General features: G+C 63.3%; 21 protein-coding genes and 3 pseudogenes. 13 read left to right on the forward strand and 11 right to left on the reverse strand.

The genetic code is table 11. From position 1 onward, the window contains the following. Both AC630_RS17095 and AC630_RS48340 read right to left on the reverse strand, forming a co-directional pair. A partial coding sequence (locus tag AC630_RS17095) for a M10 family metallopeptidase C-terminal domain-containing protein (protein WP_502691519.1) occupies positions 1–1118 on the reverse strand: 1118 nt, incomplete at its 3' end. A 166-nt stretch (positions 1119–1284) separates the two neighbouring features. After that, a pseudogene (locus AC630_RS48340) lies at positions 1285–1503 on the reverse strand (zinc metalloprotease); the annotation flags it as partial. A gap of 472 nt (positions 1504–1975) precedes the next feature. Between AC630_RS48340 and AC630_RS17100 the strand changes: the two are divergent. Beyond that, entirely contained in the window at positions 1976–2212 is a 237-nt protein-coding gene (locus AC630_RS17100; protein ID WP_349538750.1) for a hypothetical protein, read from the forward strand. Between the two features lie 145 nt (positions 2213–2357). After that, positions 2358–3551 carry a CaiB/BaiF CoA transferase family protein gene (locus AC630_RS17105; protein ID WP_074119671.1) on the forward strand — a complete coding sequence of 398 codons (1194 nt, stop codon included), beginning with the start codon at positions 2358–2360 and terminating at the stop codon, positions 3549–3551. Between the two features lie 59 nt (positions 3552–3610). Here the strand turns inward: AC630_RS17105 and AC630_RS17110 are convergent. From AC630_RS17110 to AC630_RS17125, 4 genes and pseudogenes are all read right to left on the reverse strand, one after another. Beyond that, positions 3611–4434 (reverse strand): annotated as a pseudogene (locus tag AC630_RS17110) (LOG family protein). A 229-nt stretch (positions 4435–4663) separates the two neighbouring features. Continuing rightward, positions 4664–6181 (reverse strand): tripartite tricarboxylate transporter permease, encoded by a 1518-nt coding sequence (locus tag AC630_RS17115; protein ID WP_074119672.1) that lies wholly within the window; start codon positions 6179–6181, stop codon positions 4664–4666. 11 nt (positions 6182–6192) lie between these two features. Then, positions 6193–6735, reverse strand: a complete 543-nt coding sequence (locus tag AC630_RS17120) for a tripartite tricarboxylate transporter TctB family protein (RefSeq protein ID WP_074119673.1) — start codon at positions 6733–6735, stop codon at positions 6193–6195. Between the two features lie 187 nt (positions 6736–6922). Beyond that, a complete protein-coding gene (locus AC630_RS17125; protein WP_074119674.1) occupies positions 6923–7909 on the reverse strand; it encodes a Bug family tripartite tricarboxylate transporter substrate binding protein in 987 nt (328 codons plus the stop codon). Positions 7910–8423: 514 nt separating this feature from the next. On the opposite strand from AC630_RS17125, the gene AC630_RS45460 reads away from it, so the two are divergent. From AC630_RS45460 to AC630_RS17140, 4 genes are all read left to right on the forward strand, one after another. Then, positions 8424–8591, forward strand: a complete 168-nt coding sequence (locus tag AC630_RS45460) for a hypothetical protein (protein WP_167561226.1) — start codon at positions 8424–8426, stop codon at positions 8589–8591. A 247-nt stretch (positions 8592–8838) separates the two neighbouring features. Beyond that, the gene (locus AC630_RS17130; RefSeq protein ID WP_143198100.1) at positions 8839–9780 is read left to right on the forward strand and encodes a DUF4357 domain-containing protein; all 942 of its coding nucleotides are present in this window, start codon (positions 8839–8841) and stop codon (positions 9778–9780) included. Positions 9781–9792: 12 nt separating this feature from the next. Next, on the forward strand, positions 9793–10350 hold the full coding sequence (locus AC630_RS17135) for a hypothetical protein (RefSeq protein WP_074119676.1): 558 nt from the start codon (positions 9793–9795) through the stop codon (positions 10348–10350). 158 nt (positions 10351–10508) lie between these two features. Continuing rightward, positions 10509–11003, forward strand: a complete 495-nt coding sequence (locus AC630_RS17140; RefSeq protein ID WP_074119677.1) for a hypothetical protein — start codon at positions 10509–10511, stop codon at positions 11001–11003. 402 nt (positions 11004–11405) lie between these two features. Here the strand turns inward: AC630_RS17140 and AC630_RS17145 are convergent, their stop codons facing one another. Together AC630_RS17145 and AC630_RS17150 are read right to left on the reverse strand one after the other, a co-directional pair. After that, on the reverse strand, positions 11406–11750 hold the full coding sequence (locus AC630_RS17145; protein WP_143198101.1) for a hypothetical protein: 345 nt from the start codon (positions 11748–11750) through the stop codon (positions 11406–11408). A 94-nt stretch (positions 11751–11844) separates the two neighbouring features. Next, the gene (locus AC630_RS17150; protein ID WP_074119679.1) at positions 11845–12480 is read right to left on the reverse strand and encodes a hypothetical protein; all 636 of its coding nucleotides are present in this window, start codon (positions 12478–12480) and stop codon (positions 11845–11847) included. A gap of 714 nt (positions 12481–13194) precedes the next feature. Between AC630_RS17150 and AC630_RS17155 the strand changes: the two are divergent. Continuing rightward, positions 13195–13527, forward strand: a pseudogene (locus tag AC630_RS17155) (IS5/IS1182 family transposase); the annotation flags it as partial. 384 nt (positions 13528–13911) lie between these two features. Here the strand turns inward: AC630_RS17155 and AC630_RS17160 are convergent. Continuing rightward, the gene (locus AC630_RS17160; RefSeq protein ID WP_143198102.1) at positions 13912–14931 is read right to left on the reverse strand and encodes a plasmid recombination protein; all 1020 of its coding nucleotides are present in this window, start codon (positions 14929–14931) and stop codon (positions 13912–13914) included. A gap of 901 nt (positions 14932–15832) precedes the next feature. On the opposite strand from AC630_RS17160, the gene AC630_RS17165 reads away from it, so the two are divergent. The 4 genes from AC630_RS17165 to AC630_RS17180 all read left to right on the forward strand — a co-directional run bounded on the left by AC630_RS17165 (position 15833) and on the right by AC630_RS17180 (position 18592). Then, positions 15833–16789, forward strand: a complete 957-nt coding sequence (locus AC630_RS17165; RefSeq protein ID WP_074119681.1) for a hypothetical protein — start codon at positions 15833–15835, stop codon at positions 16787–16789. Positions 16790–17160: 371 nt separating this feature from the next. Next, positions 17161–17700: a MobA/MobL family protein gene (locus AC630_RS17170; RefSeq protein ID WP_074119682.1), complete on the forward strand. Its 540-nt coding sequence runs from the start codon at positions 17161–17163 to the stop codon at positions 17698–17700. A gap of 217 nt (positions 17701–17917) precedes the next feature. After that, positions 17918–18169, forward strand: coding sequence for a hypothetical protein (locus AC630_RS17175; RefSeq protein ID WP_074119683.1), 252 nt, complete (start codon positions 17918–17920; stop codon positions 18167–18169). A gap of 9 nt (positions 18170–18178) precedes the next feature. Then, on the forward strand, positions 18179–18592 hold the full coding sequence (locus tag AC630_RS17180; protein WP_074119684.1) for a hypothetical protein: 414 nt from the start codon (positions 18179–18181) through the stop codon (positions 18590–18592). A gap of 789 nt (positions 18593–19381) precedes the next feature. Here the strand turns inward: AC630_RS17180 and AC630_RS17185 are convergent. After that, entirely contained in the window at positions 19382–20179 is a 798-nt protein-coding gene (locus AC630_RS17185) for an enoyl-CoA hydratase/isomerase family protein (protein WP_074119685.1), read from the reverse strand. Positions 20180–20227: 48 nt separating this feature from the next. Next, a complete protein-coding gene (locus AC630_RS17190; RefSeq protein ID WP_074119686.1) occupies positions 20228–21427 on the reverse strand; it encodes a pyridoxal-phosphate-dependent aminotransferase family protein in 1200 nt (399 codons plus the stop codon). Between the two features lie 217 nt (positions 21428–21644). Here AC630_RS17190 and AC630_RS17195 point away from each other — a divergent pair, with 217 nt between their 5' ends. Further along, on the forward strand, positions 21645–24653 hold the full coding sequence (locus tag AC630_RS17195) for an FAD-binding and (Fe-S)-binding domain-containing protein (protein WP_074119707.1): 3009 nt from the start codon (positions 21645–21647) through the stop codon (positions 24651–24653). Next, positions 24646–25074 (forward strand): GlcG/HbpS family heme-binding protein, encoded by a 429-nt coding sequence (locus AC630_RS17200; protein ID WP_074119687.1) that lies wholly within the window; start codon positions 24646–24648, stop codon positions 25072–25074. Before AC630_RS17195 ends, AC630_RS17200 begins: the two co-directional genes overlap by 8 nt. Positions 25075–25423 lie beyond the last annotated feature (349 nt).

A 25423-nucleotide genomic window follows, 5' to 3' on the forward strand; every position in this document is an offset into this window, starting at 1 on the left:
TAGTTAGAGCCGACCTGAGCGAGTGTCGTCGAGCCCGCGGATTCGATCACTGTCGTGGTGACAACCGGACCGATCGTTCCATCCCCGTTGAGGTCCTGATGGAGAATGTTCTCATAGGATTCTAGCGTCGCGCTCGTGCCCGAGACCACCGGCGTCAGACTGGAGACGTAGTTGCCGTTGCTGTCGGTGCTCCACACCACGTACTGGTCGGCGCTGCCATTCTTCCACACCACGTCATAGCCGGACGAGGTCTGCTCGGCGCCGATCGGCACATACGATCCACATTGTCCCAGAACAATCGCCACACCGCCGGACTTCAGAGTTGGCCCGTTGCCGCTGGAAATCAGCTCCAATACATAGTTGTTGCCAGACTGCACTAGTTCGGTTGTGCCGAATGATTCAATGATGAGAGGCGGTATGTAATTCCAACTGGCAACCGTGCCATCGGCAAACTGGAAATACTCAACGTTCGTGACGGTATCGGTACCGTCGGGTGAACCAGCGCGCTGATCGGCAATGGTGAAGATCTGCGTCGTCGAATTGTACGTAACGGCGTAGTTCGCCCGATTGCCCGAATACACCGCCGTATCGATGCCTGGGCCACCGTCGATGGTGTCGTTGCCGCCCCCGCCGGTGATCGTATCGTTGCCGGCGCCGCCCTTCAGCACGTTGTCGATGGCATTGCCGATGATCGTGTCGTTGCCGGAGCCGCCAATGGCGTTGTCGATGTAGGAGCGCGCATCGCCATTGTAGAGATAGGCGTTGTAGACATTGCCCGAGGCGTAATGGCCGTCGCCGAGATAGGCCAGTTGTACAGTGGAGAACACCGACGACGCGCCGGGATTGAGATTGATGCTCAGATTGGTCGTGTAGTTCGACAGGTCGTAGGTATCGACGCCGCCGCCGTCCCAGATCGTCTCGTAGATGCGATTGGCCGAACCGCCGGCGCCGCCCCCCCGGCGCGAGCTGGCCGACGCCGTTGATGAACTCCTGCCCCGTGGTCGGGCTCCAGGTGTAGACCGTATTGCCGCTCTGGGTGTTGTAGTTCGCGCCGTACATCGTCTGCAGCGCGAGGATATCGTTGGCCATGTAGGTTTGCGGAAATCCGTAGGCCTCATTGGTGTAACCGGTCGTCGTCGACGCACCAACATAGCTGCGGTAGCTCATGACGGTGTATTCGCTGTCGTCATGCGCGCTCGGCACGGCGACGTTGGCGGGGCCGCCCGTCTCCTGGCTGTGCTTGAGGCCGACAGCATGGCCGAGCTCGTGCAGCGCAGTCGTGAAATAGTAATTGCCGAGCTTCGCCTGCGTGTAATCGTATTGGGTCCCGAACCAGACGTCGCCGCCGGCCGCATAGTTGCCGGGATAATAGGCGTAGGAGGTCGGATTGGCCGCCGGCGACTGCGCGATCATGATGTCGGCGCCGTTGGTGCCCGCGTACTGGATGTTGGCGTTGGTGTAGCTGTTGATCAGTCCGACCGCATAGTTGATCGCCGCCTGCATCTGGCTTGGCGCCGGGGCGAAGCCCGAGCTGGTCGGCTCGCTGTTGCCGCCGCTGTAGGGATTGGCGTAGTCGCTGATCGCGTCGGGAAAGCTGTAGGTGATCGTGCCGGTCCATTTAGAGCCGGACAGCAGGCCGTCGATCTCGGCGTTGTTGGTGGCACTGACGTTAACAGAGGTAGCCAATGGTCTCTCCGGAGCAACGCATCGCGCGATTCGGGGCGCAGGTGCGCGATTCTAGCTTGGGAGTCATACGTTTGGCTTAAATTTAGCCGACGCGCACATCCCCCTTCCCTAATGCCGTGTTAGCCATCAAATTCCGTAGTCGTAAGGGCCAGGGGCAGACCGCAGGTTCTGCCTGCGGGTATGATTTGTAAGGGAAATGATGAAACTAGGCCCATTCTCGGCCGGTCTATTCGGCCTCCTTGCGGTGCTCGCGGGGCCGGATCATTTGTCCATCGGAGAACAGCTTGTCATGGTCGGGAAAGCCAACGCGGACGACAGTGCCAAGGAAAGCGTCAAGGAAAGCGTCAAGGCGGGACGCGCCCCCTCCATGCCAATGGCCCGCGATCCTTCCGTCGCGGTGGCGGAGGAGTACGAGGCCGCGCGCAGGAAGGGGACGCGGGAGGCGTTCGAGCTCTTCATTGCGCGCCACGGCGATGACCCGCTGGCCGAGCAGGCGCGCGCCGAGCTGAAGCGCCTGTCGCGCTGATCCGGATTGCGCAGCGCAACAAGCCGCGCCAGGCCAGCCCCCGTCAGACTTGCATTTCGACAGGCGGCATCCGCGCCGGCCCAGACTTGCCGCATGACCTTTCGGCACTATGGTAGGCCCGCAATCTGTCCCGGAGCCTATCACGATGCCCTTTCCGCATGCCTCGGAAGCCCTGTCCCGCTTCACCGTGCTCGATCTGACCCGTGTCCGGTCCGGGCCCACCTGCGTGCGGCAGCTCGCGGACTGGGGCGCCAACGTCGTCAAGATCGACGCGCTGACCGAGGACGCCGGGGGCGAGCAGCCGGGCGGGCCGCGGCGGGGGTCGGACTTCCAGAATTTGCACCGCAACAAGCGCGCGATGACGCTGAACCTGAAGGATGAGCGCGGGCTTGCCGTGTTCAAGCGCCTCGCCGCCAGGGCCGACGTCGTGGTCGAGAACTTCCGACCCGACGTGAAGAAGAAGCTCGGCATCGACTATGAGAGCCTGCGCGAGATCAACCCGCGCATCGTCTATGGCAGCATCTCCGGCTTCGGTCAGGACGGCCCCTATCACAAGCGGCCGGGCTTCGATCAGATCGCGCAAGGTATGGGCGGCTTGATGTCGATCACCGGCGCGCCGGGCGAAGGCCCGATGCGGGTCGGTATTCCCGTCGCCGACCTCACCGCGGGCCTGTTCTGCGCCATGGGCATCCTCACCGCGCTGCTCGAGCGCGAAGTCTCCGGCAAAGGCCAGTGGGTGCAGACCTCGCTGCTCCAGGCGCAGATCTTCATGCTCGACTTCCAGGCCGCGCGCTGGCTGATGGAGAAGGAGGTCGCCAAGCAGGCCGGCAACAACCACCCGACCAGCATTCCGACCGGCGTGTTCAAGACCTCGGACAGCTACATCAACATCGCCACCACCGGTGGGCGGATCTGGGAGCGATGCGCGCAGGCGATTGGCGCGCCTGAACTCTACAGCCATCCCGATTATGCGACCGCGCCTTCCCGCTCCAAGAACCGCGACGCGCTCAACGCCGAGATCGAGAAGCGCACCGTGACGAAGTCGACCGAAACCTGGGTCCGTGAACTCAACGAGGCCGGCGTGCCTTGCGGGCCGATCTACGCCATCGACCAGATGTTCGAGGACGCCCAGGTCAAGCATCTCGGCATCGCGCAGGACGTGCCGAACGACGAAGACCGCCATATCCGCCTGGTCGGCCAGCCCGTGACGCTGTCGCGCACGCCCAGCAAGATGGTGGCGCGCCCGCCGGAATTCGGCGAGCAGACGGACGAGGTTTTGAAGGAGTTCGGCTTCGGCGCCGACGAGATTGCCGGGCTCAGGAACGCCAAGGTGGTGTGACCGCTTCGCTCAACGTCTCCAACGAAAAGCTCGGCGCTCGCGCCGGGCTCTGCTTCTTCCTAGCTAACCGAGCTCACGCTGTTGCTCGCAAGCCCGCGGCGCTTCAAGGAAGCCCACCCGTCTTCCGCGGTCTCCGCAAATTCGACGAGGCCGAGATCGGACACGGAAATCATCCCCTCCTCCACAAGAGCCTCGAAGTTGATGATCCTGCGCCAGTAGCTCTCTCCGAAGAGCACGATCGGTGCCGGCGGTGCCTTCCGGGTTTGCTGCAATGTCAGTAGCTCGAACATCTCGTCCAGGGTCCCGAATCCGCCGGGGAAAATGGCCAGGGCGTTTGCGCGCATGGCCAGGTGCATCTTGCGCATTGCGAAGTAGTGAAAGCGGAAACTAAGCTCCGGCGTAATATAGGGGTTGGGCACCTGTTCGTGCGGCAGGGTGATGTTGAAGCCAATCGTTGGTGCACCGACGTCCGACGCCCCTCGGTTGGCAGCCTCCATGATACCGGGGCCTCCGCCGGTAGCGATGACATTGTCGCGCCATCTATTCTTTGGATCGAAAGCGCCGCCGCGCTCGGAAGCGATACGGCCAAATTCCCGCGCGATCCGTAAAATTCCGATCGCTGCCGTAACTTTTCCGCCCTCTCCCTTTCGGCGTCGGTATGCGCCGCTTCACGCGCCGCCGCGGCCTTCTCCGGCGACGGCACACGCGCACTGCCGAAGACGATGATGGTCGAACGAATCCCCCAATCCCGCAGGGCAAGCTCGGCCTTCGCATATTCCAGGGCGAAGCGGATCGACCGCATCTCATCGCGAAGCAGAAACTCGGTATCTTCAACGGCAAGGAGGGTGCTGCGCGAACGATGAGGCGTAGTCTGGTCGTTCATATCGGTATTGTCCTTCGGACTGTACTGGACACGGAACGCGATTCCGGTGGGATCGTCTTCATCGAGTTTACTATCAGAAGATAGCTCCGCGCGACTCCGGTGGGCACGGGGACGGATCTCCAGTCTCGCGCCCGTAGCTCTCAGCGAGAGCTTCGCTGGTTACAGCGTAGTTGCGGTACCGTTCTGGAGAGTACGGCGTCCCCTGGCCGAGGCGATGGTGCGCTTAGTACTAGCGCGGCGCCGGCCTTGCCCGCTGCGTCCATCCGACCCGGGCAAGCAAACCGTCGATGAGAGGCCAAAACAGCAGCGCGATCGCCAGCGTCGTGATCGAGCCGACCAATCCGTTCGACCAGAACACCTTGAGGTCGCCGCCCGAGCCGATCATCGACAGGCGGAAGGCATCCTCGGCGCGGCTGCCGAGCACGAGCGCCAGGGTGAACGGCGCCAGCGGAATGCCGATCTTCTTGAAGACGTAGCCGACGACGCCGAAACCGAGCATCAGCCAGATGTCGAACATCGCGTTCTGGATGGCATAGGCGCCGATCGCGCAGGACACCACGATCATCGGCGCCACCGCGGCGAACGGCACACGCAGGATCGAGGCGAAGATCGGCACCGTCGTCAGCACCAGCACGAGGCCGACGACGTTGCCGAGATACATCGATGCGATCAGGCCCCAGACGAAATCCTTGTGCTCGACGAACAGCAGCGGGCCCGGATTGAGCCCCCACACCATCAGGCCACCGAGCAGGATGGCCGCGGTGCCGGAGCCCGGAATGCCGAGCGCCAGCATCGGCAGCAGCGCCGAGGTGCCGGACGCATGCGCCGCCGTCTCCGGCGCGAACACGCCCTCGATGCGGCCCTTGCCAAAGCTCTCGGGATCCTTGGCGAAGCGCTTGGCGAGGTTGTAGCCCATGAAGGACGCCGCGATCGCTCCGCCCGGCGTGATGCCGAGCCAGCAGCCGATGAAGGAGGAGCGCAGCAGCGTCACCCAGTATTTCGGCAGGTCCCTCCAGACGCCCAGCACGACGCGCAGCGAAATGCTCGCCGCGTGGCCGCGCAGCGCCAGCCGCTCTTCCATCGTCAGCAGTATCTCGCTGATGCCGAACAGGCCGATGACGGCGACGAGGAAGTTGATGCCGCGGAGCAGCTCGGCCGACCCGAAGGTCATGCGCAACTGGCCCGATACGGTATCCATGCCGACGCCGGCGAGCAGGAGTCCCAACGACATCGAGATGACGGTCTTGTGCTTCGCCTCGCGACCGAGGCCGACGAAGGAGCAGAATGTCAGGAGATAAACCGCGAAGAACTCGGGCGGGCCGAACTTCAATGCGAAGGACGAAATCATCGGCGCAAGGAAGGTGATCAGCAGCACCGCGACCAGCGAGCCGATGAAGGAGGAGGTGAACGCTGCGGTCAGCGCCTCCGCCGCCCTGCCCTGCTGCGCCATCGGGTAGCCGTCGAAAGTGGTCGCGACCGACCAGGCTTCGCCGGGAATGTTGAACAGGATCGAAGTGATCGCACCGCCGAACAGCGCCCCCCAGTAGATGCAGGACAGCATCACGATCGCCGAGGTCGGATCCATCGTGAAAGTGAGCGGCAACAAAATCGCCACGCCGTTGGGGCCGCCGAGTCCGGGCAGCACGCCGACGAAGATGCCGAGCACCAGCCCTACCATCATCAGCACCAACGTCTTCCACGTCAGCAGGACGGCGAAGCCGTGAAGCAGGAGACCTAAAGCTTCCATCGCAGATCCGCCTAGTAACCGAAGGCCGCTTCCAGCGGCCCCTTCGGCATAATGACGTCGAAGGCGACGTCGAAAGTAACGAACATGATCGCCGTGAACAGGAAGGCGGTGAGCAGCGACTTCCACAGCGCGATCCTGCCGACGAGGCGCATGAAGCCTGCGATCAAGAGGAAGCTCGCGACATAGAGGCCGAGGAACTGCGTCACCAGGCAGAACAGCAGCGTCGGCACGAACACCGCCATAACGCGGCGCGCTTGCGCACGCGTGACGAAAGTCGAGGCCGCCTCGCGATGTGTGATGAGCGCCGCGACCAGACCGTAGAGGCTGCCGCCGGCAAGGATGACGGAGAGATAGAACGGGAAATAGCCGGGTTCGGGCCCGGTCGAATCCCAGGAAGCGCCGGTGTGCCAGTTGTCGTAGCCGAGCGTGACCGCAAGTGCCAACAGCAGCAGGCAGACGACGATCTCGATCGTACCGGAGCTGACGACGGCGGGCGAGTCGTCTTCGGGAGCGGTCGGATCGTCGACGACGATTTCAAGATCGGTTTGGGACATGGTTAGGGACGAACTGCGTTCAGTTCCCCCCTCTCCCCGCTTGCGGGGAGAGGGGTTGGGGTGAGGGGGGAGTCTCCGCGATGACGGTGAGGATTGGACTCGCGGAGAGAGCCCCGCACCCCAACCCTCCCAGCGCGAGCGAAGCTCGTCGCGCTCCCGTAAGAACGGAGAGACGGAGGAGAGACAGCTACTTCGCGACGAATCCGGCTTCCGTCATCAGCGCCTTGTTCTGCGCGTCGTCCTCCTCGAGGAACTGCACCATGTCCTTGCCGGTGAGGAAGATCGGCTTCAACGCCTGCTTTTCCATGTAGTCCTTGTACTCCGCGGTCTGCGTCACCTTCTGGAACAGGTTGACGTAGAACGCCTGCTGCTCGGGCGTGACCTTGCCGGGCAGGAACATCGCGCGCAGCATCAGATACTGGACGTCGACGCCCTCCTCCTTGCAGGTAGGGATGTCCGCCCAGGACTGCGTGTCCGTCACCTTGCTGGAGTAGGAGATGCGCTCCTTGTCGAACACGCAGAGCGGACGCACCTGGCCTGCGCGCCAGACTTCGAGATTTTCGGATGGATTGTTGACGTTGGATTCGGTGTGGTTGCCGACGAGCTGGGTCGCGGCCTCGCCGCCGGACTTGTAGGGCAGATAGGAGAACTTCGCGCCGGTCTTCTGCTCGAGGAACACGGTCAGCACGTGATCCTCGCGCTTGGAGCCGGTGCCGCCCATCTTGAAGGGCGAGCTGGCGGCCTTCGCGGCCGCGACGAACTCCTTCACCGTCTTGGGACCTGCGCTGTTGTCCCACAGCACGAACTGGTCGAGCGCGATCACCGAAACCGGGGTCAGCTCACGCCAGTTGAACGGAATCTTCGCCGACAGCGGCAACATGTAGATCAGCGAATAGGCGATCAGCACCTTGTTCGGATCGCCCTCGCTGGACTTCATGTACATCAGCGCTTCCGCGCCCGACGCGCCGCCCTTGAGCGAGACGACCATCGGCTGCTTCATCAGATTGTTCTTCTGGATCGCGGCCTGCATCATCCGCGCCATCTGGTCGGAGGCGCCGCCCGCGCCCGCGGCCACCACGATCTCGACGGGTTTGGTCGGTTCCCAGCCGGCAAAGGCCGGCGCCCCCACAAACAACGCCGCTGCAGCGCAAGCGGCGGCCACTGAATTTCGCACAGCCTCTTCCCTTCGCTTCTTGTTAAGCTTGTTGGGGTTGTTGTTGCGGATATCGACAGCAAGTTCAAGTCGATGCGGGTCGCACCTTCTATGACTTTCGACCAACGGAATTGGGCCTGCTACGTGCGGACTGGCTTATGCGCGCGGAAATGAGGAACACCGACCGGGGTGTCAAAATTCCAGGTGCGCAGCAACGGTCTCTGTGAAGCGCGCAGCTCGAAGACTCCCGCGCCGATCGGGACCTGTCTCGTCGCAGGTTCGTCGACTTGCCGTAGATGTTGAACGACCGAGCACTCGTCGGTTCGATCGCAAAGTCGGCTGCACTGTCGGAGACGAAAGTCGGCCCTTGTTAACCACGATCGCAGAACGACGGTCGGCCCCAGTCACACCCTCTGGAACTTTTCGTGAACAAGATGTTATAAGGCGGATGCGCAATATGCGCAAAGGCGGCCGACGGCCGGCGCTACCAACACCGACCGCGGCCTAACCACAACAGACTTCTGAGGAGTCAGTCATGGCTAAGAGCCAGTATTACGCCGATTCGCCGCACTTTTTCCCCTCGTCTTTGATGCTCCCCGTCCGGTCCGATGTGGCCGGGGCCAGCGGCCTCGCGCGCGTGCCCGCAGGTGCGCCCGCGGCATCCCGCACGTCCTTCCGCACCATCACCCCGTCCATCGGCTAACGGCGATCGCAAGGCGCGACACCGTGGGACGGCTAGTCCCCTGGGAGGTCGGGCCGGTAGCCTGCGCGTGCGTTCACGGTTTTTCCGGTTCTCTTTCCGGGGGCGATCTGCCTTTCGGAAGCGACCGGGAGGCGCGCGACCGCGCAAAGCCATGGCGCCTACCGCCTGCGGTCGTTTCGCGCAGGACGGCAAGCTGCCATTCCGGTCCGCCGACGTCGGCCCTTTCGATCGCTCATCAGGAGCGATCATGGATATTAATTCGTCTACTCCTGAGGTCACCCTCATCGTGCAGGAGCCCTCGACGCACACCGTTCACCGCCCCTACGGCGGTATCGAGGGCTTGCGCGAGATACGCGATCCGGCTGGCCTTCTCCTGGTCACCGTCTTCCCGCTCGGCATGGCCGAACGCTACTCGGTGGTCCGCGAGAGCCTCGCCGCCTGCTACGTGCTCGCGAGCCAGGGCGAGGTCTATATCGGCCAAAGCCGGTGGATAGACAACGCGTCCCTCCAGCAGGCCACGGCTTCCGCGCAGGACATAGCGGGCGAGGTCTACCTCATTCACGCTCAGCGCGAAAACTGGCTGTTTCGTACGGCGTTGCCGTACCTCGAAGACCGCCTGACCGAGCTCGCCGAGGAGGCCGGCCTGGTCGAGGTCACCAACTGCGCGAGCGCGCGGACCTGGTCCAGCGAGGACCACGCGATCCTCGGCCGCTTCGTCGGCGAGAGCCTGCGCCTGCTGTTCGATGCCGGCTGCCGGGTCTTTCACACCACGCCGGCGAGCCGGCCCCCCGCCGCGGCCGAAGCCGATCGCGCCATCGTCCCGGCGATCGAAGAGACGGCGGAGATCGACGTGGACGCCGTGCCACACCTTGGCGGTGAGCTCGCGCTTGCCGACGCCGGTCTTTGGGCACGCGGTTACTACGGCGCCGAAGGCTTCGTCGTGTTGGCTGGCTCCGAGGTCCGCGCCGCAATCAACCCCAGCGCCAACGGCCGGTCGATCAGTATGCTCCCCGAGCAGCTCGCGGAGATCATGGTGCCGATTCCCGGCGTGGACAACCGCCTGCGCCTCGGGGCGGCCATCTGTTTCCGCTCGCCGGCCATCGCGGCGAAGTTTCTGACCGGCGCCACGATGGGCAGTACCAACTGGGTGCGCCCGCGCTACGCCGAGCAGATCGTGGTTGCGGAATAGGGAGGAGAGCTCATGTCGAACCTCCCCACGATGCCGGAGCGCAAGCCCCTCGAGGCAGACCGCGGCGATGATGCGGTGCTGGATCCTGCAGCCTCTCCAGTGATGCGCGCGCTGCGCATCGGCAGCTCTCCGCTTGGCTGGTGGCGCATGCTGCCGGCCGACGCATTCCGCGCCGCCGACCATCTCCGCATCGGCACCGCGCTCGATGAGGTCGCAATCGCGCTAGCCAACAGCCGCATCGCGCCGGCGCTTAACGGCGATCCGGATGCGGCGATCGCGCTCGTCCTGTCGCTGATGCCGATCAGAACGCGCTCGCCGGCCGTCGACGTCGCTATGACCGCGGTGTTGCACTGCGCACTCGACGGCGACCTCAGGTGCGCGCTCGTGCTCGGCCATATCATCGATCGCGCCGACCTCGACCCCGTCCACGCCGCCAACCTTTGCGCGTCGTGGTTCGAATTCCATCTGCACCACTCGCCCTCGCGCGTAGGCTTCACCGCCGCCGACAAGGCGGTTCTGAAGGCGCTGCACGCGTTCGACACGTGTGCGCCCGAGGACGCCCACACCTGATACTCAGGATCCTCAGCGACCCTGCCGATGCGATGCCGATCGATCTGCATCGCTCTGATTGTCCCGTGGTTACGAGGCGAAGTCCTGACCGCGGCCCACTGCGCCAGCCCTCAAGGCACCGGCGAAAAAGCATCGAGAGAAGAGGAGAGCAGCTCAATATGCGACAGGTCTACGAACTGAACACCGCCACGCCCATGCGCAGCCATCCCCGGCCATACACCCCGGAGGACCCGAACCCGCTCACCTGGTGGCGGATGCTGCCGCCCCATTTCTTCCGCAACACCGAACGCCTCCTCCTGCGCGCCACGCTAAAGAATCTTGCCATCATCGGCGGCGGGAAGGATGTTGCGGCTGCGCTGGAGGGCGACCCCGCGGCTGCGGTCAAGGTCGCGCTTTCCCTGATTCCGCTGCGCGAACTGACGCTTCCGGCCGACATCAGCATGACTGCTCTCCTGTCCTGTACCCTCAATGGCGATCGCGCATCGGGATTAGTGATGTCCCACATCCTTGGCCGCACCCAGTGGGGAGACCCCGGCACAGAGATGCTGGGTCTTGCCTGGCTCGACCGTCATATCGCCCATCCGATCGAACACTTTGCTGCCATCGAAGCTGCACTTGCGGCGGCCTTTGCTCGGGAGGCCCCCCAAGCATGAGGGGACAGATGTTGCCCGACTCTCCAGTACTACGTGGCCCCGATCAAAGATCAAAGGTCATCACGCTTTGCGGACGATGTCGATCTCGTCATCCTCGCCAACGACACCGCCGAAGGCGCCTCGCGCGCATTCGAACACACGGGATCCTGCTGACGGAAGTGTTCATCGTCGCGGTGATGGGCAACCGAATCGAAGAAGCTGCGTTGTTGGCATCGCGTTGTCGGCATCGAGCATCCCGCTCACCCGATGGCACTTCGACGCCGCAGAGTGGGCATCAAAATGCGAACAACTCAATTTTCTCGCTTGCAGTCGGGAGCAATGCTGCCCGCCGAGCGAGCTATGATCCTGGCTCGGAGCCAATCAACGACAGCGGATCGAACCTGTTCCACCGAACAAATCAATTCACTTCGGAACGATAGGGACGACATCCTGCACATCTCGCGGCTTGTCCGAACGCCCCTGAAAGACAAACACGCCGTTCGTCGCCGTGACGATATCGCTGCAGCGTCTCGTCTCTGAGGACACGCCGACTTGCAACAGCCTCGGCTCGGCATCCTCCGGGATCGGGACGTAGTTCTCAGGACGCAGGCGGCGATCACCAGCAGACGCTTCTGCCGCCCTCAGAGCGAAGTTTTCAGCCCCCTTTTCGCGACGAAAGCTGCGTGAAGTGCCGCCGCCGCGACGGGTAGCGATATCGAACCCGGCAAGGCTACGGAAATCCAAAACGAAACAGCCGAACAATCCCAATTGGGCTTTTGTTCGGCTGTTTCATTGGTATCAGAGACAACGCAAAATCCAGAGGTATTTCGCGCACGAACTTCAGGGACTTGCCGGCCTCCTCCTAGCGAGGCTTTTTGCTAAACTCTTTAGCGAGGAGAGAGCGAAGGCTTTTCATGAAGCGCTGGTCCTGCGATTCGGGCTTGCCACGCAAAGACTGCCACAACGACTCCCTCTGAGGGGGCTCGAGCGCTTGCAAGAACGTAGCGACTGATTGCAAGGATTCCGACTCGGGTGCCGCTTCGTCGGCATCGCTTTGGGTCTCGCTTTTTGTCTCGGTCTTGTCGCGCCGAACGAACGCTTTCACGAACTCGACCGTCAACCGCTCGTTTATCGCGCGCGACAGGATCTCCTTCACGTCCGATTTGTCGACGCTGGGGCGGGCAAGTTCACAGGCAGCGCTCGAGCAGAGATGGCATAAAGCCTCTTGGTCGCTGGGGGTGAGGCCACGATTGAGTTCGGCGAGATTCATGTACATCTCTACTTTCCGCAGCGAATAGCACGTCCTGGCGCCGCACCAAGACAAGAACATTCCGTGTTCCAGCCATTTCTTCGCCTTTAGAAAAGCTTCACCGAAGGCGATTGCAGTCTTCGTATGTCCTTTCGTCCCCGCCTTGATCTCATCCTCGAGCTGACGCAGCTCCTCTTTATGCTCAAGAACGCTGTCGTAGTTGAATTGCGCTTCTTCGCCTGCATTCATCTGTGAGTACTCCTGACTAGGTCTGACACAAACGTTTCACATCGAAAACAATTGCGTCGCACCGAGAACGAGAAGTCAAGAAATCCCAATGCTATGCATCACCGTCCGGCCACCACCGTTCAAATGCGAAAACGTCTTCGCATTTGGCAAGCTGTCCGTAGAGAGCGATCGATTGCACACAACCGTCAAGACGGCGCTTAGAGGCCGTTTATGAGGGATCAGCAGCACTGCTGTGGACTATTTCGCCAGTGAACTCGCAGACGATCAATGCGTGAGTATCCAGGAGAGTAACGAATTTTGACTGGATCTCGGATGTTCGGACGAACTGAGATTGCCAGCCGCTTCCACAGTTTTATTTGGCGTCAGGTCCGGCTTGGTTCGGCAGCAAGTGCTACGAGATCCGATCAGGAGCGGTGGCGGCAAGGCCCGCTTGACAAAGTCCACTGCAATCGAAAGGTCACCCTGTCCGCATAGGCGGTGCAAGTAGCAACTTGCACGATTGCTCGACGCTCCATTTTCAAGGAGCCCGAATGAACTTCAGGTCTGCTCAATGGAGACTCCGGAGTTGAAAGCTGAATCCCCGACGCATGGGAAGCGTGTCTCGGCCGCCGGGCATCCTCCTCGCGCCTGCAGACCTCCATTTTCGGTGCTACCGCGATGGTCGGTCGGCAGATTCAGAGGTGCAAACCATTACCGGCTCGGCAGTACGGCGTGGAGGCCCGCCGCATCCACGTCGACAAGGGGTACCGCGGCCACAACAACCCGCACCGGCTCAGGGTCTGGATCTCGGGAAAGGTCCGTCGCGTCACGGCTTCGATCCGACGCGGGATGAAGCGTCGTGCGGCTGTCGAACCCGTCATCGGCCACGTCAAGGCCGAGCACCGCATGGAGCGCAACCATCTCAAAGGCCGCGTCGGCAACCGCATCAACGCTGCTCTCGCCGGCGCCGGCTACAACTTCGGCCTGCTCCTGAGATGGCTCGCAGAGCTCTTGCGTGTCATCATCCGAGCCTTCATCGAGACCGTCCCGGCTCAAAACATCGCTTGAGCCGGGCGCCGCGTCAGTTCTTCACAGACGACTCAACCAAGATCAGGAAACGCAAGGGATGTGGTCGGAGCAACGGAAGCGAGGGGGCCGCGAGCTGCATCCCCCTCCGCCGGCAGCTGCAATCCATGCCTTGAGGGGCTCACGCCTCGAGCTTTCCATGATATCGCGCAGGAGTCCGAAGCGGCTCCCGTGGTCACGCGAGATGCGTGTGCGGTGCGGGCGCGCGGTAGTTTCTTTCGAACCTGCCGCGCGGCACCCGGCAGTGATTTCGAACGTCGGAAATCCCTGCGGGCCGCCAACGAAGTTCATACCCGTGGCTAGCTGGACCGTTTGCCGCGTCCGGCAGACATGCCGGCGCGTAAGACGAAGGCCAGGAAGGGGGCTCTACATGATCATACCCTGATTGATGCCGAGCGCCCCGAGCGAGGCCTGGAGCGACTTGAGCTGCTCCTCCTGGGCCGCAATGACCGCGTCCTTGGCGGAGAGCTGCATTTCGAGCTTCACCGCCTTCCGGCGCAGAACCGAGATGTGCTCGATGGCCTTCTGCTTCAGCGTCTCAAAGCGCTCAGCCGACTGCTGTGCGGCAACCTTGAGCTTCTTCTGCGCTTCGGCGTCGGCTGCCGCGATGCGGTCATTGACGAACTCCCTGGTCCGCGCCATCACCTCGTTCTTGCAGCTCTCGAGCTTCGCGCGTGCCTCGCCCAGCGCTTCGGCCTGGCGCTGCTGCTGGACCCATTCCTTCCGCGTGAGGCGCTGCCGGCGGGGCCCCAAGCGCGTCAGGCCGCAGCACGCGGAAACCTTGTCATAGTAGTCGCCCTGCAGATCAATCATTGCATCGACATAGGCGGCCCGCTGCCTGCTCGGGCTACCGCCGGCATTCTTGCATTCAGCCGCGGCGCGCTCACCCGGATGGGCGCTCTGGATCTGAAGTCGGCGCGCGTCATCCAGCTTGGGTACCACCACGAAATGAATATGCGGTCGGGGTTCGTCCATATGCTCGACCACGCTCTCCAAATCGTCCCCCCAACGCGCCTTGAGCCAGGCGATCGTCTTGGCGCGCCACCGCGCGTACTCGGCCCGCTTTTCCGGGTCAGCCATGACGTCCGACACCAACTCAGGCCAGCTCGCGACACCGATCACGACGACAGGCGAATCGCATCGCAACTTGCGCCCAATCTTGTCCACGGCCGTGGCGGCGCGCTCGGCTGCGATGGCAATCGCCTCCTCCGGAGCCTTGCCGAGCAGGATGCCCGGCGGTTTCGGATCAGCCACGTGGGGGCAGGCGTGCTGCGCGCGGATCATCTCGTCGCGGATGTCATACATCGACCGCTTGCGCGCCGACGACTTTTTCTGGTGCGCGCCTTGACGACCGTAGCGCTCGATGTGAATGAACTGATAAGCCACAGGTGCTGTCTCCTTTGTCGGAGAAAGCTTCGGGCCCAGGCCTGCAAGTCGGAAGCAGAACTTTTCCAGCATCACTACATCCAGTCGGTTCACTAGATGTATCAAGCGCCCCGATTTCGCCTTGCTCCAAGGCAAGCCATCACTCTGCGATCGGCGTCATTCAAGCCCCGAGATCTGGCCTCTTTGGAGCAGGCGGCAAAGAGAATTGATCGCGGTGAGAGCAGACCAGGATCCAACCGCGCAATCCGGTTCTCGATCCGCCCGCTGGACATCATGCTGTTCGTGGTTGAGCGCGTCGATCACCGCGGCTGTCGATTGCCGGCGCTGGATCACGTGGTGGGGCGTTAACGATGATCGGAGCCACCGCGCCGGCGGCCGTGGACGGTGTGAAGTGGCTTCACCGATAGTTCTCACATTCTTCCACAGCTTTGAAGACGCGATTTTTCGTTGCGAATGGCACGGTGGAATTGCGGTCTCGCGTCCCCGCGGGTAGCGCCTAAACATGGTCAGCGAACGCCTGTGAAAGCCCGAAAACACTGGGTTGGAGCCGCTTCCGCGTGCCAGCCCTAGCTGCATGTTTCAAGGAATTGTTTGCCCCTACGATCGTGACTTGACCGGCCCAGACTGGGTTGGGGGCGCGTTGCGTACTCAACAAGAATGACCCATGGACGGGGTTCGCGTCTGGTCGAAGCGTGGACCGAATGTGAGCTAACCGGTCCAGCTGCGAAGATAATTCATGGAGCTGTTTGTCGATGGGGGCTTCAACGGCTCCCCATCGTCATCACAAGCGTCAGATGCGGGCTTGACCAAAACAACTCCGCGGGACGCGAGACGGGTCGTCCGCGCAGCTTCAAGGATGACCTAGCCGATTGCCTGGCCATCAAAACGGATAGGAGCTCTGATGATTGACAGCACTGAATCAGCACCCCCGCCGGATCAACCCAGCCGACCCAAAACGGGCGCCGAACGGACACGCGCCTGGCGCGCGCGCTTGCCGCAGCGCGAAAATGCGTCGGCTGTCCCGCCCAATGTCCGCGCAGAAATCCGATCCAGCGCTGTCAAGCCCGCCGTTGCGTCAGCCGTCACGGCTAGCGTCACGCCGGCCGTCACGCCGAACGGCACTCGCGACGTCACGGCGAACGGCACGCCCGACGTCACGGCGAACGTCGCGCCCGACGTCACGGCATCACACAGTCGCGTCACGCTCTGGTGGTCGATCAAATCGTACCTCTTGACGGCCGCCGCCTTCGTCCTCGGCGGCGCTGGCACTACGATCAGTGGTTCGTTCGGCCAGTCACTCGGTTCGAGCGATGTCGCCGGAGGTCTGTACTTGGCTGTGGGCGTCGCCGCAGATCTCATTGTCTTCGCTGTGCCCTCAAAATCCGTCCAGCTTTGGCGGGCTCGCCAGCGGGCCGTGGCTAGCGCGTCTTGGATAGTCTGGTTGGTAGCCTTTGTGTATGTCGTCCTAGCCGGCATCGGGTTCGCTTCCGACAACCTCGCGAACGTGAAGCTTGAGCGCGCGTCAATCGCGCGCAATGTGACGAGGGCGGAGGAAGCGTTGCGTGACGCCGAGGCGTCACGCGAGCGGGAATGCAGGAGCGGGGCTGGCCGGTTCTGCCGCGAGCGCGAACAAGACGAGAGGGATCGTCGACGCGAGCGCAATGCCGCGGTGAGCTCGGCCGAAAACAGTGCCGACCCGCAAACCGAAGCGGCCATCAAGATCGTGGCGTGGATCACTGCTGGAAAGCTCAAGCCAACTGCCGACGATTTCAGCATGCTGCGCCTTATTCTCTTGGCGTTGTTTCCTCCCGTGGGAGGCCTCTTGCTAATGATCACTTCGAGCCGGCAAGAGGAATAGCGATGACTGCCCGACAAGATGTACGACAGCCGGCTGCCGCCCGGTCCTAAGTCGAAGGTGGAACTCGACGTGCACGTCCCGCGCCGCGGGGGCCCAGGACCAGTAGGCCAGCGTGTCAGATCACGTTGTCTGGCTACACGCGCCTACCTGCGGCGCACCCGGTCAATGTCTTGCGGAGTGGGCTTGATCTCGACAGATATCGGCGAGCGGGCTGTATGCCGTACTTGACCAGACCTCTGCGCGACCAAGTCTCCCGGTCCTTCCGCTAAAAGTAGGCGGCGCGGATTTCCCTCGAATGACGAGGGAGCAGCCGTCAGCGGCCCCTGAATCGGTCGTCGGGACTTGCAGGCGCGATACGTTCGGGGAATTTCGTGTCGTTTAGCTCGATCTACTATTCGGTTGTACTGTCCAGCAAGGGTTATACGGCGCTCGCGCGGTTCGCCTACCAAACCTGCGCGGCCGCGCACGATCGCTTCGGGCGCGTCGATTACCGGCGCTATGCCGGTTTTCGTGTCGGAGGCGTCGTGCTGCTGCCGACGGGCGCGTCCGCGGGGTTTGCCGAGTGGGAGAATTTTCTCCAGGAGGCCGCTTTCAGGGAAACGCGGCGGAACGCGCACGAAGGCAGAATTCTCGATTTTGCTCTCCCGCGCGCCGTCCCTCGCGCGCTGCTGCTACCCCTCGCAGCGTTTACGCTGCTGCCGTTCGTCGCGCTCGGGATGTCGGTACGGCTCGACGTAGAGTGCGTGACGGCGAGCGACGACGAACCGAACCCGCACGCTCACGCCTGGCTGGCGCAACGCGTGCTGGAGCGTGATGGTTTCGGCCTGAAGGCGCGTAGCTGGAACACGCTGTTCAGGCGTTCAGGCGCGATGGCGGGAGGTACGTGCGCGCCGTGGTTGCGGCCGGGCTGACGCTAGGTTGTGCGATCCTTGGCGTTGAAGCGTATGTCGACCCGCGTCCCAACTATGTGAAGGGAGCCGGCGCTCCGGAGGAGCGCCTCCCGCGGGCGGCGTTTTGCATCCGGAACGAAGGCAGGTAGTCGAGAAGGTCCAACAGCTGAGGGTGGGACGCCAGTTGAGGCGGGATCGCAAGGTGCCTAAGCTTGCTCCCGAGCCGGAGGTTGCGAGCATGACCGTGACGAACGCGGCCATGTATCGTGTCAGTGATCAGGAGGCCGCCAAACTCCGGAAGCGCTTCACGGATGCGGCGCCGGAGGTGGGCTATGAACTGGAAAGCGACATGGATGCGCCATCGGGCTTGCCGACGGTGTCGTTGACCGGGACGTCTGTTGCCTTCGACGGTCGCGCATTCAGGATCGCGGATGCCGGCAGTTCAGAAGATGCTGCGATCGTCACGCGGTTCGTGCGCCAGCTTGACTAGCCGGCTTAGGTGGTCGAAGGAGGCGCGCGGCTCGCCGACCTGATGGCGATCGCGGCCGCCGACGAAGGCGTGTTTATGATCAATCGATCCCCCTCTGCCGCGGCCCGAGACATCATTTCGCGGGCGTTTCTTTCCGAATTCAACGCGGCGATCGCGCGTCATGATCCGCTCGCGGTTTCAGCAAAATTCCTTGCCGACTTCGACGCGAACTTGGCTTGTGCGGGCGTCGACGTGCCCATTGAAGAGGTTTCCCCGCGAGTGGATGCAGCCAGCGAAGACGATTTGCAGTCGGTTTCAGACCTTGTGTGCCCGAATACTGTTCTGGTCCAGCCAGGCAATTTCGCGGAGCCACTTCCGCGTTTCCGCTCCCCGTTACGGGGTCCGTCAATGACGCTCGCGGCGTGGCCGCTAGCGTGGATATGAGGCCGACCGTCGGTTCGCAGTACGAAACGATCGACGAACTGGAAAGCCTGCCTGACGGCTCTTCCTGGAAGAGCGAACCCGATCCAGCTCTGCTGGCGCAAAATGCCCGCCACCTGCAGGCCTATGAAAAGTGGCAGCGCAAAGACTCCAGCACCTTGACGAGAGGTGACATCGACTCTCTGAGCGTCGCAGACGTGCGGCAAAAGATCCGCAGCCGCCTTGATCGGCGGCAAGGATCGTACGGCAAGCGCCGTGCGACCATGCTCACGGCACATCGACCTGCGCCCCTCGGAGGTCTATTTCTTATCGCAGCATCAATCAGGCCTCGCGGCCAACGGATTAGAATAAATAACCTAGCTAGTCCGGCGGCGGGCTCTTCACGTGAAGAACTCGGTGGACACCAGCATGATTTGACGCCGGCCCGCTGCGTTACGGCTGCGGATCGACAGGGATCTTTGACCTCACGCCCTGAGATCGCTCAGAGCATCGGGCAGCTTTGCTTTGCTCTACTGAGTTGGATCATCTCTGGGAACACCGCTGGCCTCAAGGTCGAATGCTCGTCTCTCTCCTGCAAGGCGAGGCGTCACATTCGCAAGACCGCGCAAGCCGAGTGTCGCAGACCGCTATTGGCAGCGTGTCGCGCGACTTGCTGGAAATGCGCCTTCTGTTCCGGCCCACTGATATTGACCTCAAGCAGGTCCCACGCAAAGTCAGATTCCGGTATAGCGTCCGAGCGCCCAGGCTTACGCCTGCGCGATGCTCTGGACGAAGCCAACAGCGAACACCGCGCTATCTGCCCTTCCAGTTCGGCGTCCGCTTATTGAGGAACGCGTCCATGCCCTCGCGAAAATCTTCGCTCATATAAGCCTTGAGGATCAGGTCCTCGCCTTCCTCGCGCGACAGCGTGCGGCGGATGCGGCGCACCGCCTCCTTGGTGGCTTCGAGCGTGAGCGGCGCGTGGCCGGCCACGAGCCTTGCGGTCTCGTCGGCGCGACGCTGAAGCGTCTCGACGTCGGGCACGACCTCGTTGAGCAGGCCGAGAGCCAGCGCTTCCGACGCCTCGACCAGGCGCGCCTTGAAGATCAGGTCCTTGGTACGAGCAGGTCCCACCAGCGAGACAATGCGGCTGATGTTCGACATCGACAGGCAGTTTCCGAGCGTGCGCGCGATCGGAAAGCCGATGCGCGTGGATTCAGTCCCGATACGGAGGTCGCAGCAAGCCGCAATGCCGGCGCCGCCGCCGGTGCAAGCCCCGGCGATCGCCGCGATCACGGGCACGCGGCACTGCTCGAGCGTGCCGAGCACGCGGTCGATGCGGGCCTCGTAGTCGAGCGCATCCTGCGCGGTCTTGAAGGCGCGGAACTGCGAGATGTCGGTGCCGGAGGCGAAGGCCTTGTCGCCGGCGCCGGTCAGGATCAGCGCCTTGATCGAGCGATCGGCGTTGATCTCCTGGCAGATCTCCGCCATGCGGTCATACATGGCGAAGGTCATTGCGTTGCGCGCCTGGGGGCGGTTGAAGGTGATCCGCGCGATGCCGTCCTGGACGGAGTAGAGCAGGTCTTCGTTAGCAGTCGTCGGTGCGTTCATCGCGCGCTCTCTTTGGTTCAGCAGAACATATTCAGGCCACCCGAGCCTTTAAGCCACCTGGGCCTTGGTCATCGGCACCGCGTCGCGTCCCTTCAGAACGTCCATGGCCGCCAGGACGCCGCCGCTCCGGTGCGGGATCTTTGCAAGGTCCAGGCCCATCTCGACGCCGGCGAGCGTGCCCATCAGCATCAGATCGTTGAAATGGCCGATATGACCGATACGAAACACCTTGCCCTTGACCTTGTTCAGCCCGGTGCCGAGCGACATGTCGAAGTTTTCGAGCACCACCTTGCGGAAGGCGTCGGCGTCATGTCCCTCCGGCACGCGCACGCCAGTCAGGGCAGGCGAGTGTGCGGCAGGATCGGCGCACTGCGTCTCCAGGCCCCAGACCTTGACCGCCGCGCGCGTCGCTGCACTGTGGCGCTTGTGACGGGTCCAGACGTTCTCGAGCCCTTCCTCTTCCAGCATCTTGACCGCCTCGCGCAGGCCGTAGAGCAAATTGGTCGCGGGCGTATAGGGGAAGGTGCCGAGCTTGTTGAAGTTGATGACTTCCTGCCAGTCCCAGTAGGAGCGCATGCCGGGGTTCGCCTTGGCCGCAGCGAGTGCCTTCTCCGAGACGGCGTTGAAGCCGAGGCCGGGCGGCAGCATCAGGCCCTTTTGCGAGCCCGCGACCGAGACGTCGATGCCCCAGGCGTCGTGCTCATATTCCATCGAGCCCAAGCCGGAGATGGTGTCGACCATCAGAAGCGCCGGGTGCTTGACGCGGTCGAGGATCTTGCGCACCTCCAGCGGCGGCGTCACGCAGCCGGTCGAGGTCTCGTTGTGCACGACGCAAACCGCGTTGATCGCGTGCTGCTTGTCGGCGGCAAGGCGCTTCTCGATCTCGGCAAGATCGGCGCCATGGCGCCAGTCGCTCGGGATGAAGTTGACGTCGAGCTTGAACTTGTCGGCGATGCCGCGCCACAACACGGCGAACTGGCCGGTCTCGCACATCAGGACCTTGTCGCCGGGCGAGAACACGTTGACCATCGCCGCTTCCCAGGCGCCGGTGCCGGACGAGGGGAAGATGATCACGGGCTGCTTGGTGCGGAACACCCGCTGCATCGAGGCCAGCACCGCGAAACCAAGCTCGGCGAACTCCGGACCACGATGGTCCAGCGTCGGCATGTCCATCGCCCGCAGCACCCGGTCGGGTACGTTGGTCGGTCCTGGAATTTGTAGGAAATGCCTTCCAGTGTGCACGGTCATGGGCGTCCTTCCCGGTCTTTGAAGCTGCCTTTGAAGCTGTCTTGGCTTATAGCTTTGTTGGCCTGAACGAGGGCTCCGGCGAGCCGCTCGCATATCACTATTCGCCGGGCTTGTCCCTCGCCCCGCGGGGTCCGTCAATGCACAAGAAGCAGGGCTCGCCTTGCCAAGGGACGTGACGGTAGGCAAGACGGTGCCGGCGAACAGGCGAGAGCGGATCATGGCGGCGAAAGTGGCCGGAAAAACACTGGAATCGGCCCAAAAGGACAGCCTGGCGGCTCGCTTGGCCCGGGAAATCACCGGCGACGTCCTGTTCGATGCCTTCAGCCGCGGCCGCTACGCCACCGACGCCTCGTTCTACCAGATCATGCCCTATGGCGTGGTGGTGCCGCGCAGCATGGACGAGGCGCTGCGGGCGCTGGCGATCGCCCGGGACGACGGGCGGAAGGTCACCCCGCGCGGCGGCGGCACATCGCAATGCGGCCAGACCGTCAATGACGGGATCGTGGTCGATCTCTCAAAACACCTGAACCGGATCCTGGCGCTCGACGTCGCGGACCGGACCTGCGTGGTCGAGCCCGGCATCGTGCTCGACGATCTCAACCGCCAGCTCAAAAAGCACGGCCTCTGGTTCCCGGTCGACGTCTCCACCGCCTCGCGCGCCACCATCGGCGGGATGGCCGGCAACAATTCCTGCGGCGGCCGTTCGCTGCGCTACGGCACCATGCGTGACAACACGCTCTCGATGGAGGCCGCGCTCGCGGACGGCACGCTGATGCGATTCGGCGAGGTGCCGCGCGATCTCTCCGACTTTGATGCGAGCGACGTCGCGCGGGCCCTATTCCGCGACATGCTCGATCTCGGCGCCCGCGAGGCCGAGGAGATCGCAACGCGCTTTCCGAAGGTGCAGCGCCGGGTCGGCGGCTACAATCTCGATGCGCTGACGCCGCGCAATGTGCGCAACAACATGGCGCATCTGCTCGTCGGCTCCGAGGGCACCCTCGCCTTCACCACCAAGGTCGAGCTGAAGCTGTGGCCCGTCATCCGCAACAAGGCTCTCGGCGTCTGCCATTTCGGCAGCTTCTACGAGGCGATGGACGCAGCCCAGCATCTGGTTAAGCTCAAGCCGATCGCAGTCGAGCTGGTCGATCGCACCATGATCGCGCTCGGCCGCGACATCGCGATGTTCAAGCCGGTCATCTCCGCCGCCATCAAGGGCGATCCGGATGCCGTGCTGGTGGTCGAGTTCGCCGAAGAGGACCAGGCCGACAATCTGGATCGCCTCAGGCAGCTCGGCGAGCTGATGGGTGATCTCGGCTTCGGCTGGAACAACGACAAGCGCAAATGGGGCGGCGTGGTCGAGATTACCGAGCCTGCGCTGCAGAGCGGGATTGCCGATTTCCGCGCCGCCGGCCTCAACGTCATGATGTCGATGAAGCAGGAGGGCAAGCCTGTCTCTTTCGTCGAAGACTGCGCCGTGCCGCTGCCGCATCTCGCCGACTACACTGCGCGGCTGAACGAGGTCTTCGCGAAGCACGGGACCAGCGGCACGATGTATGCACATGCCTCCGAGGGATGCCTGCATGTGCGGCCCGTGCTGAACCTGAAGCTGGAGAAGGACGTCAAGGCGATGCGCGCCATCGCCGAAGAGGCCTTCGCGTTGGTGCGCGAATACAAGGGCTCGCATTCCGGCGAGCATGGCGACGGTCTCGTGCGCTCGGAATTCCACGAGACCATGTTCGGCGAGCGTCTCGTCGCCGACTTCAGGGAGGTGAAGCAGCGCTTCGATCCCGAAGGCGCCCTCAATCCCGGCAAGATCGTCGATGCGCCCAGGATGGACGACCGCTCGCTGTTCCGCTTCCGGCCCGGCTATCGCGTCGGCGAGCTGAAGACGAAGCTCGACTGGTCCGCTTATCCCGGCGCCGGCGGCGGTTTCCAGGGCGCGGTCGAGATGTGCAACAACAACGGCGCCTGCCGCAAGCTCGAGGGCGGCGTGATGTGCCCGTCCTACCGCGCGACGCGCAACGAGAAGGACGTCACGCGCGGCCGCGCCAACACACTGCGGCTCGCCATCTCCGGCCAGCTGGGCCCGAATGCGCTGGCCTCGGACGAGATGATGGAGACGCTGAAACTCTGCGTCTCATGCAAGGCCTGCCGCCACGAATGTCCGACCGGGGTCGACATGGCCAAGATGAAGATCGAGGTGCTCGCCGCGCGCGCTGCCTCGCATGGGCTGACGCTGCGGGACCGCCTGATCGGCTATCTCCCGCGCTATGCCGGCCTCGCGTCGCGCTTCGCGCCGCTGGCTAATTTGCGCAACCGCAGCCCGTTACTGCGGAAGCTGTTCGAGCGCTTTGCCGGCATCAGCGCCCGCCGCGCCCTCCCCGCCTTCCGCAGCGACGTCTTCGTGCCGCCGGCTGGCAGGGTGGGTCCGGAAACCGGCCGTGAAGTCGTGCTGTTCGCCGACACTTTCAACCGCATCTACGAGCGCGAAAACCTCGAAGCCGCACTGCGCGTGCTCGCGGCCGGCGGCTATCGCGTGCATCTGCCAAAGCCGTCTGGCGGCGGTCGTCCGCTGTGCTGCGGCCGCACGTTCCTGTCGGCGGGTCTCGTCGACGAAGCCAGGTTCGAGCTCGACCGGCTCGTGGCCGCCTTCGCGCCTTTCGCCGCGCGTGGCGTGCCGATCGTCGGCCTGGAGCCGAGCTGCCTCCTGACGCTGCGCGACGAGCTCGCCTCGCTCCGCAAGGACGACGACGCCAAGGCGGTCGGCGCCCATGCGCTGACCTTCGAGGAATTCCTGGTGCGCGAGGCCGAGGCCGGCCGGCTGCAGCTGCCGCTGGGCACGGTCGCCGACAAGGCGGTTGTCCACGGCCATTGCCATCAGAAATCGTTCGGCGCGTTCAAGCCGGTCGAGCAGGTGTTGCGCCTCGTCCCCGGCCTGACGGTCGAGACCATCGAGTCAAGCTGCTGCGGCATGGCCGGCGCCTTCGGTTATGGCTTTGAGACCTATGATGCCTCGATCGAGATGGCCGAGCTGTCGCTGCTGCCCGCCGTGCGGCACGCGGACCAGAGTACGCTGGTCGTCGCCGACGGCACCTCCTGCCGCCATCAGATCCACGATGGCACGCAGCGTGAGGCCCTTCACGTCGCACGCGTGCTGGCGATGAGCCTCGATCGCGCCGAGACCGAATCCACTTCTCCCGCTGCAAAGGAACCCAGCCATGGCTGAACTCACGCTCGAAGTCGCCCGCAAGATCCTCGACGCCGCCTTCGCAAAGTCTGCCGAGCTGAAGCTCAAGCCGCTGGTCGTCACCATCTTGGACGGGCGCGGCGTGCTCAAGATCGCTGCTGCGCAGGACGGTACCAGCCTCATGCGCGCAGAGGTCGCGCACGGCAAGGCCTTTGGCGCGCTCGCGATGGGCATGGGCTCGCGCGCCCTGTTCCAGCGCGCACAGGAGCAGGCCTATTTCATCGACGCCGTGAACACCATCGCCAAGGGCGCGCTGGTGCCGGTCCCCGGCGGCGTGCTGATCATGGACGGCACGACGCTGCTCGGGGCCGTCGGCGTCTCCGGCGACATCTCAGACAATGACGAGGCCTGTGCGGTTGCTGGCATCCAGGCGGCAGGGCTGAAGCCGAACGCGGGATAGCGTTCGTAGACGCTAACGGAACTGCTGCGCTCGAGAACATGCGGGCTAAGCAGGCGCTCTGGTCAACTTGCGCCGAGACTTTTCCCTCAGATGGCAAGTCCACACTCAAGGGCGAGGTAGAAGCGGCACGAGCTTGTCGCGGACAGCACGTTTCTACATGCTGCCGTGGCCCTGACGAAAAGCGTGGAACTGAAGTCTGACGACCGACCGGACGGGATCTATGATGCGTTGTGTGCTGTATCGGACCAGCGCCTTATGAGCCACTGTTTTGCCCGAGAGGACCAGAGGAATGGTGACTTCGTCTTGATGGTCGTGCTGGCAGCCGGCAGACGATTCGTAGCGTTTCATG

This window comes from Bradyrhizobium sp. AS23.2, from assembly GCF_001908185.1.
Lineage (GTDB): Bacteria > Pseudomonadota > Alphaproteobacteria > Rhizobiales > Xanthobacteraceae > Bradyrhizobium.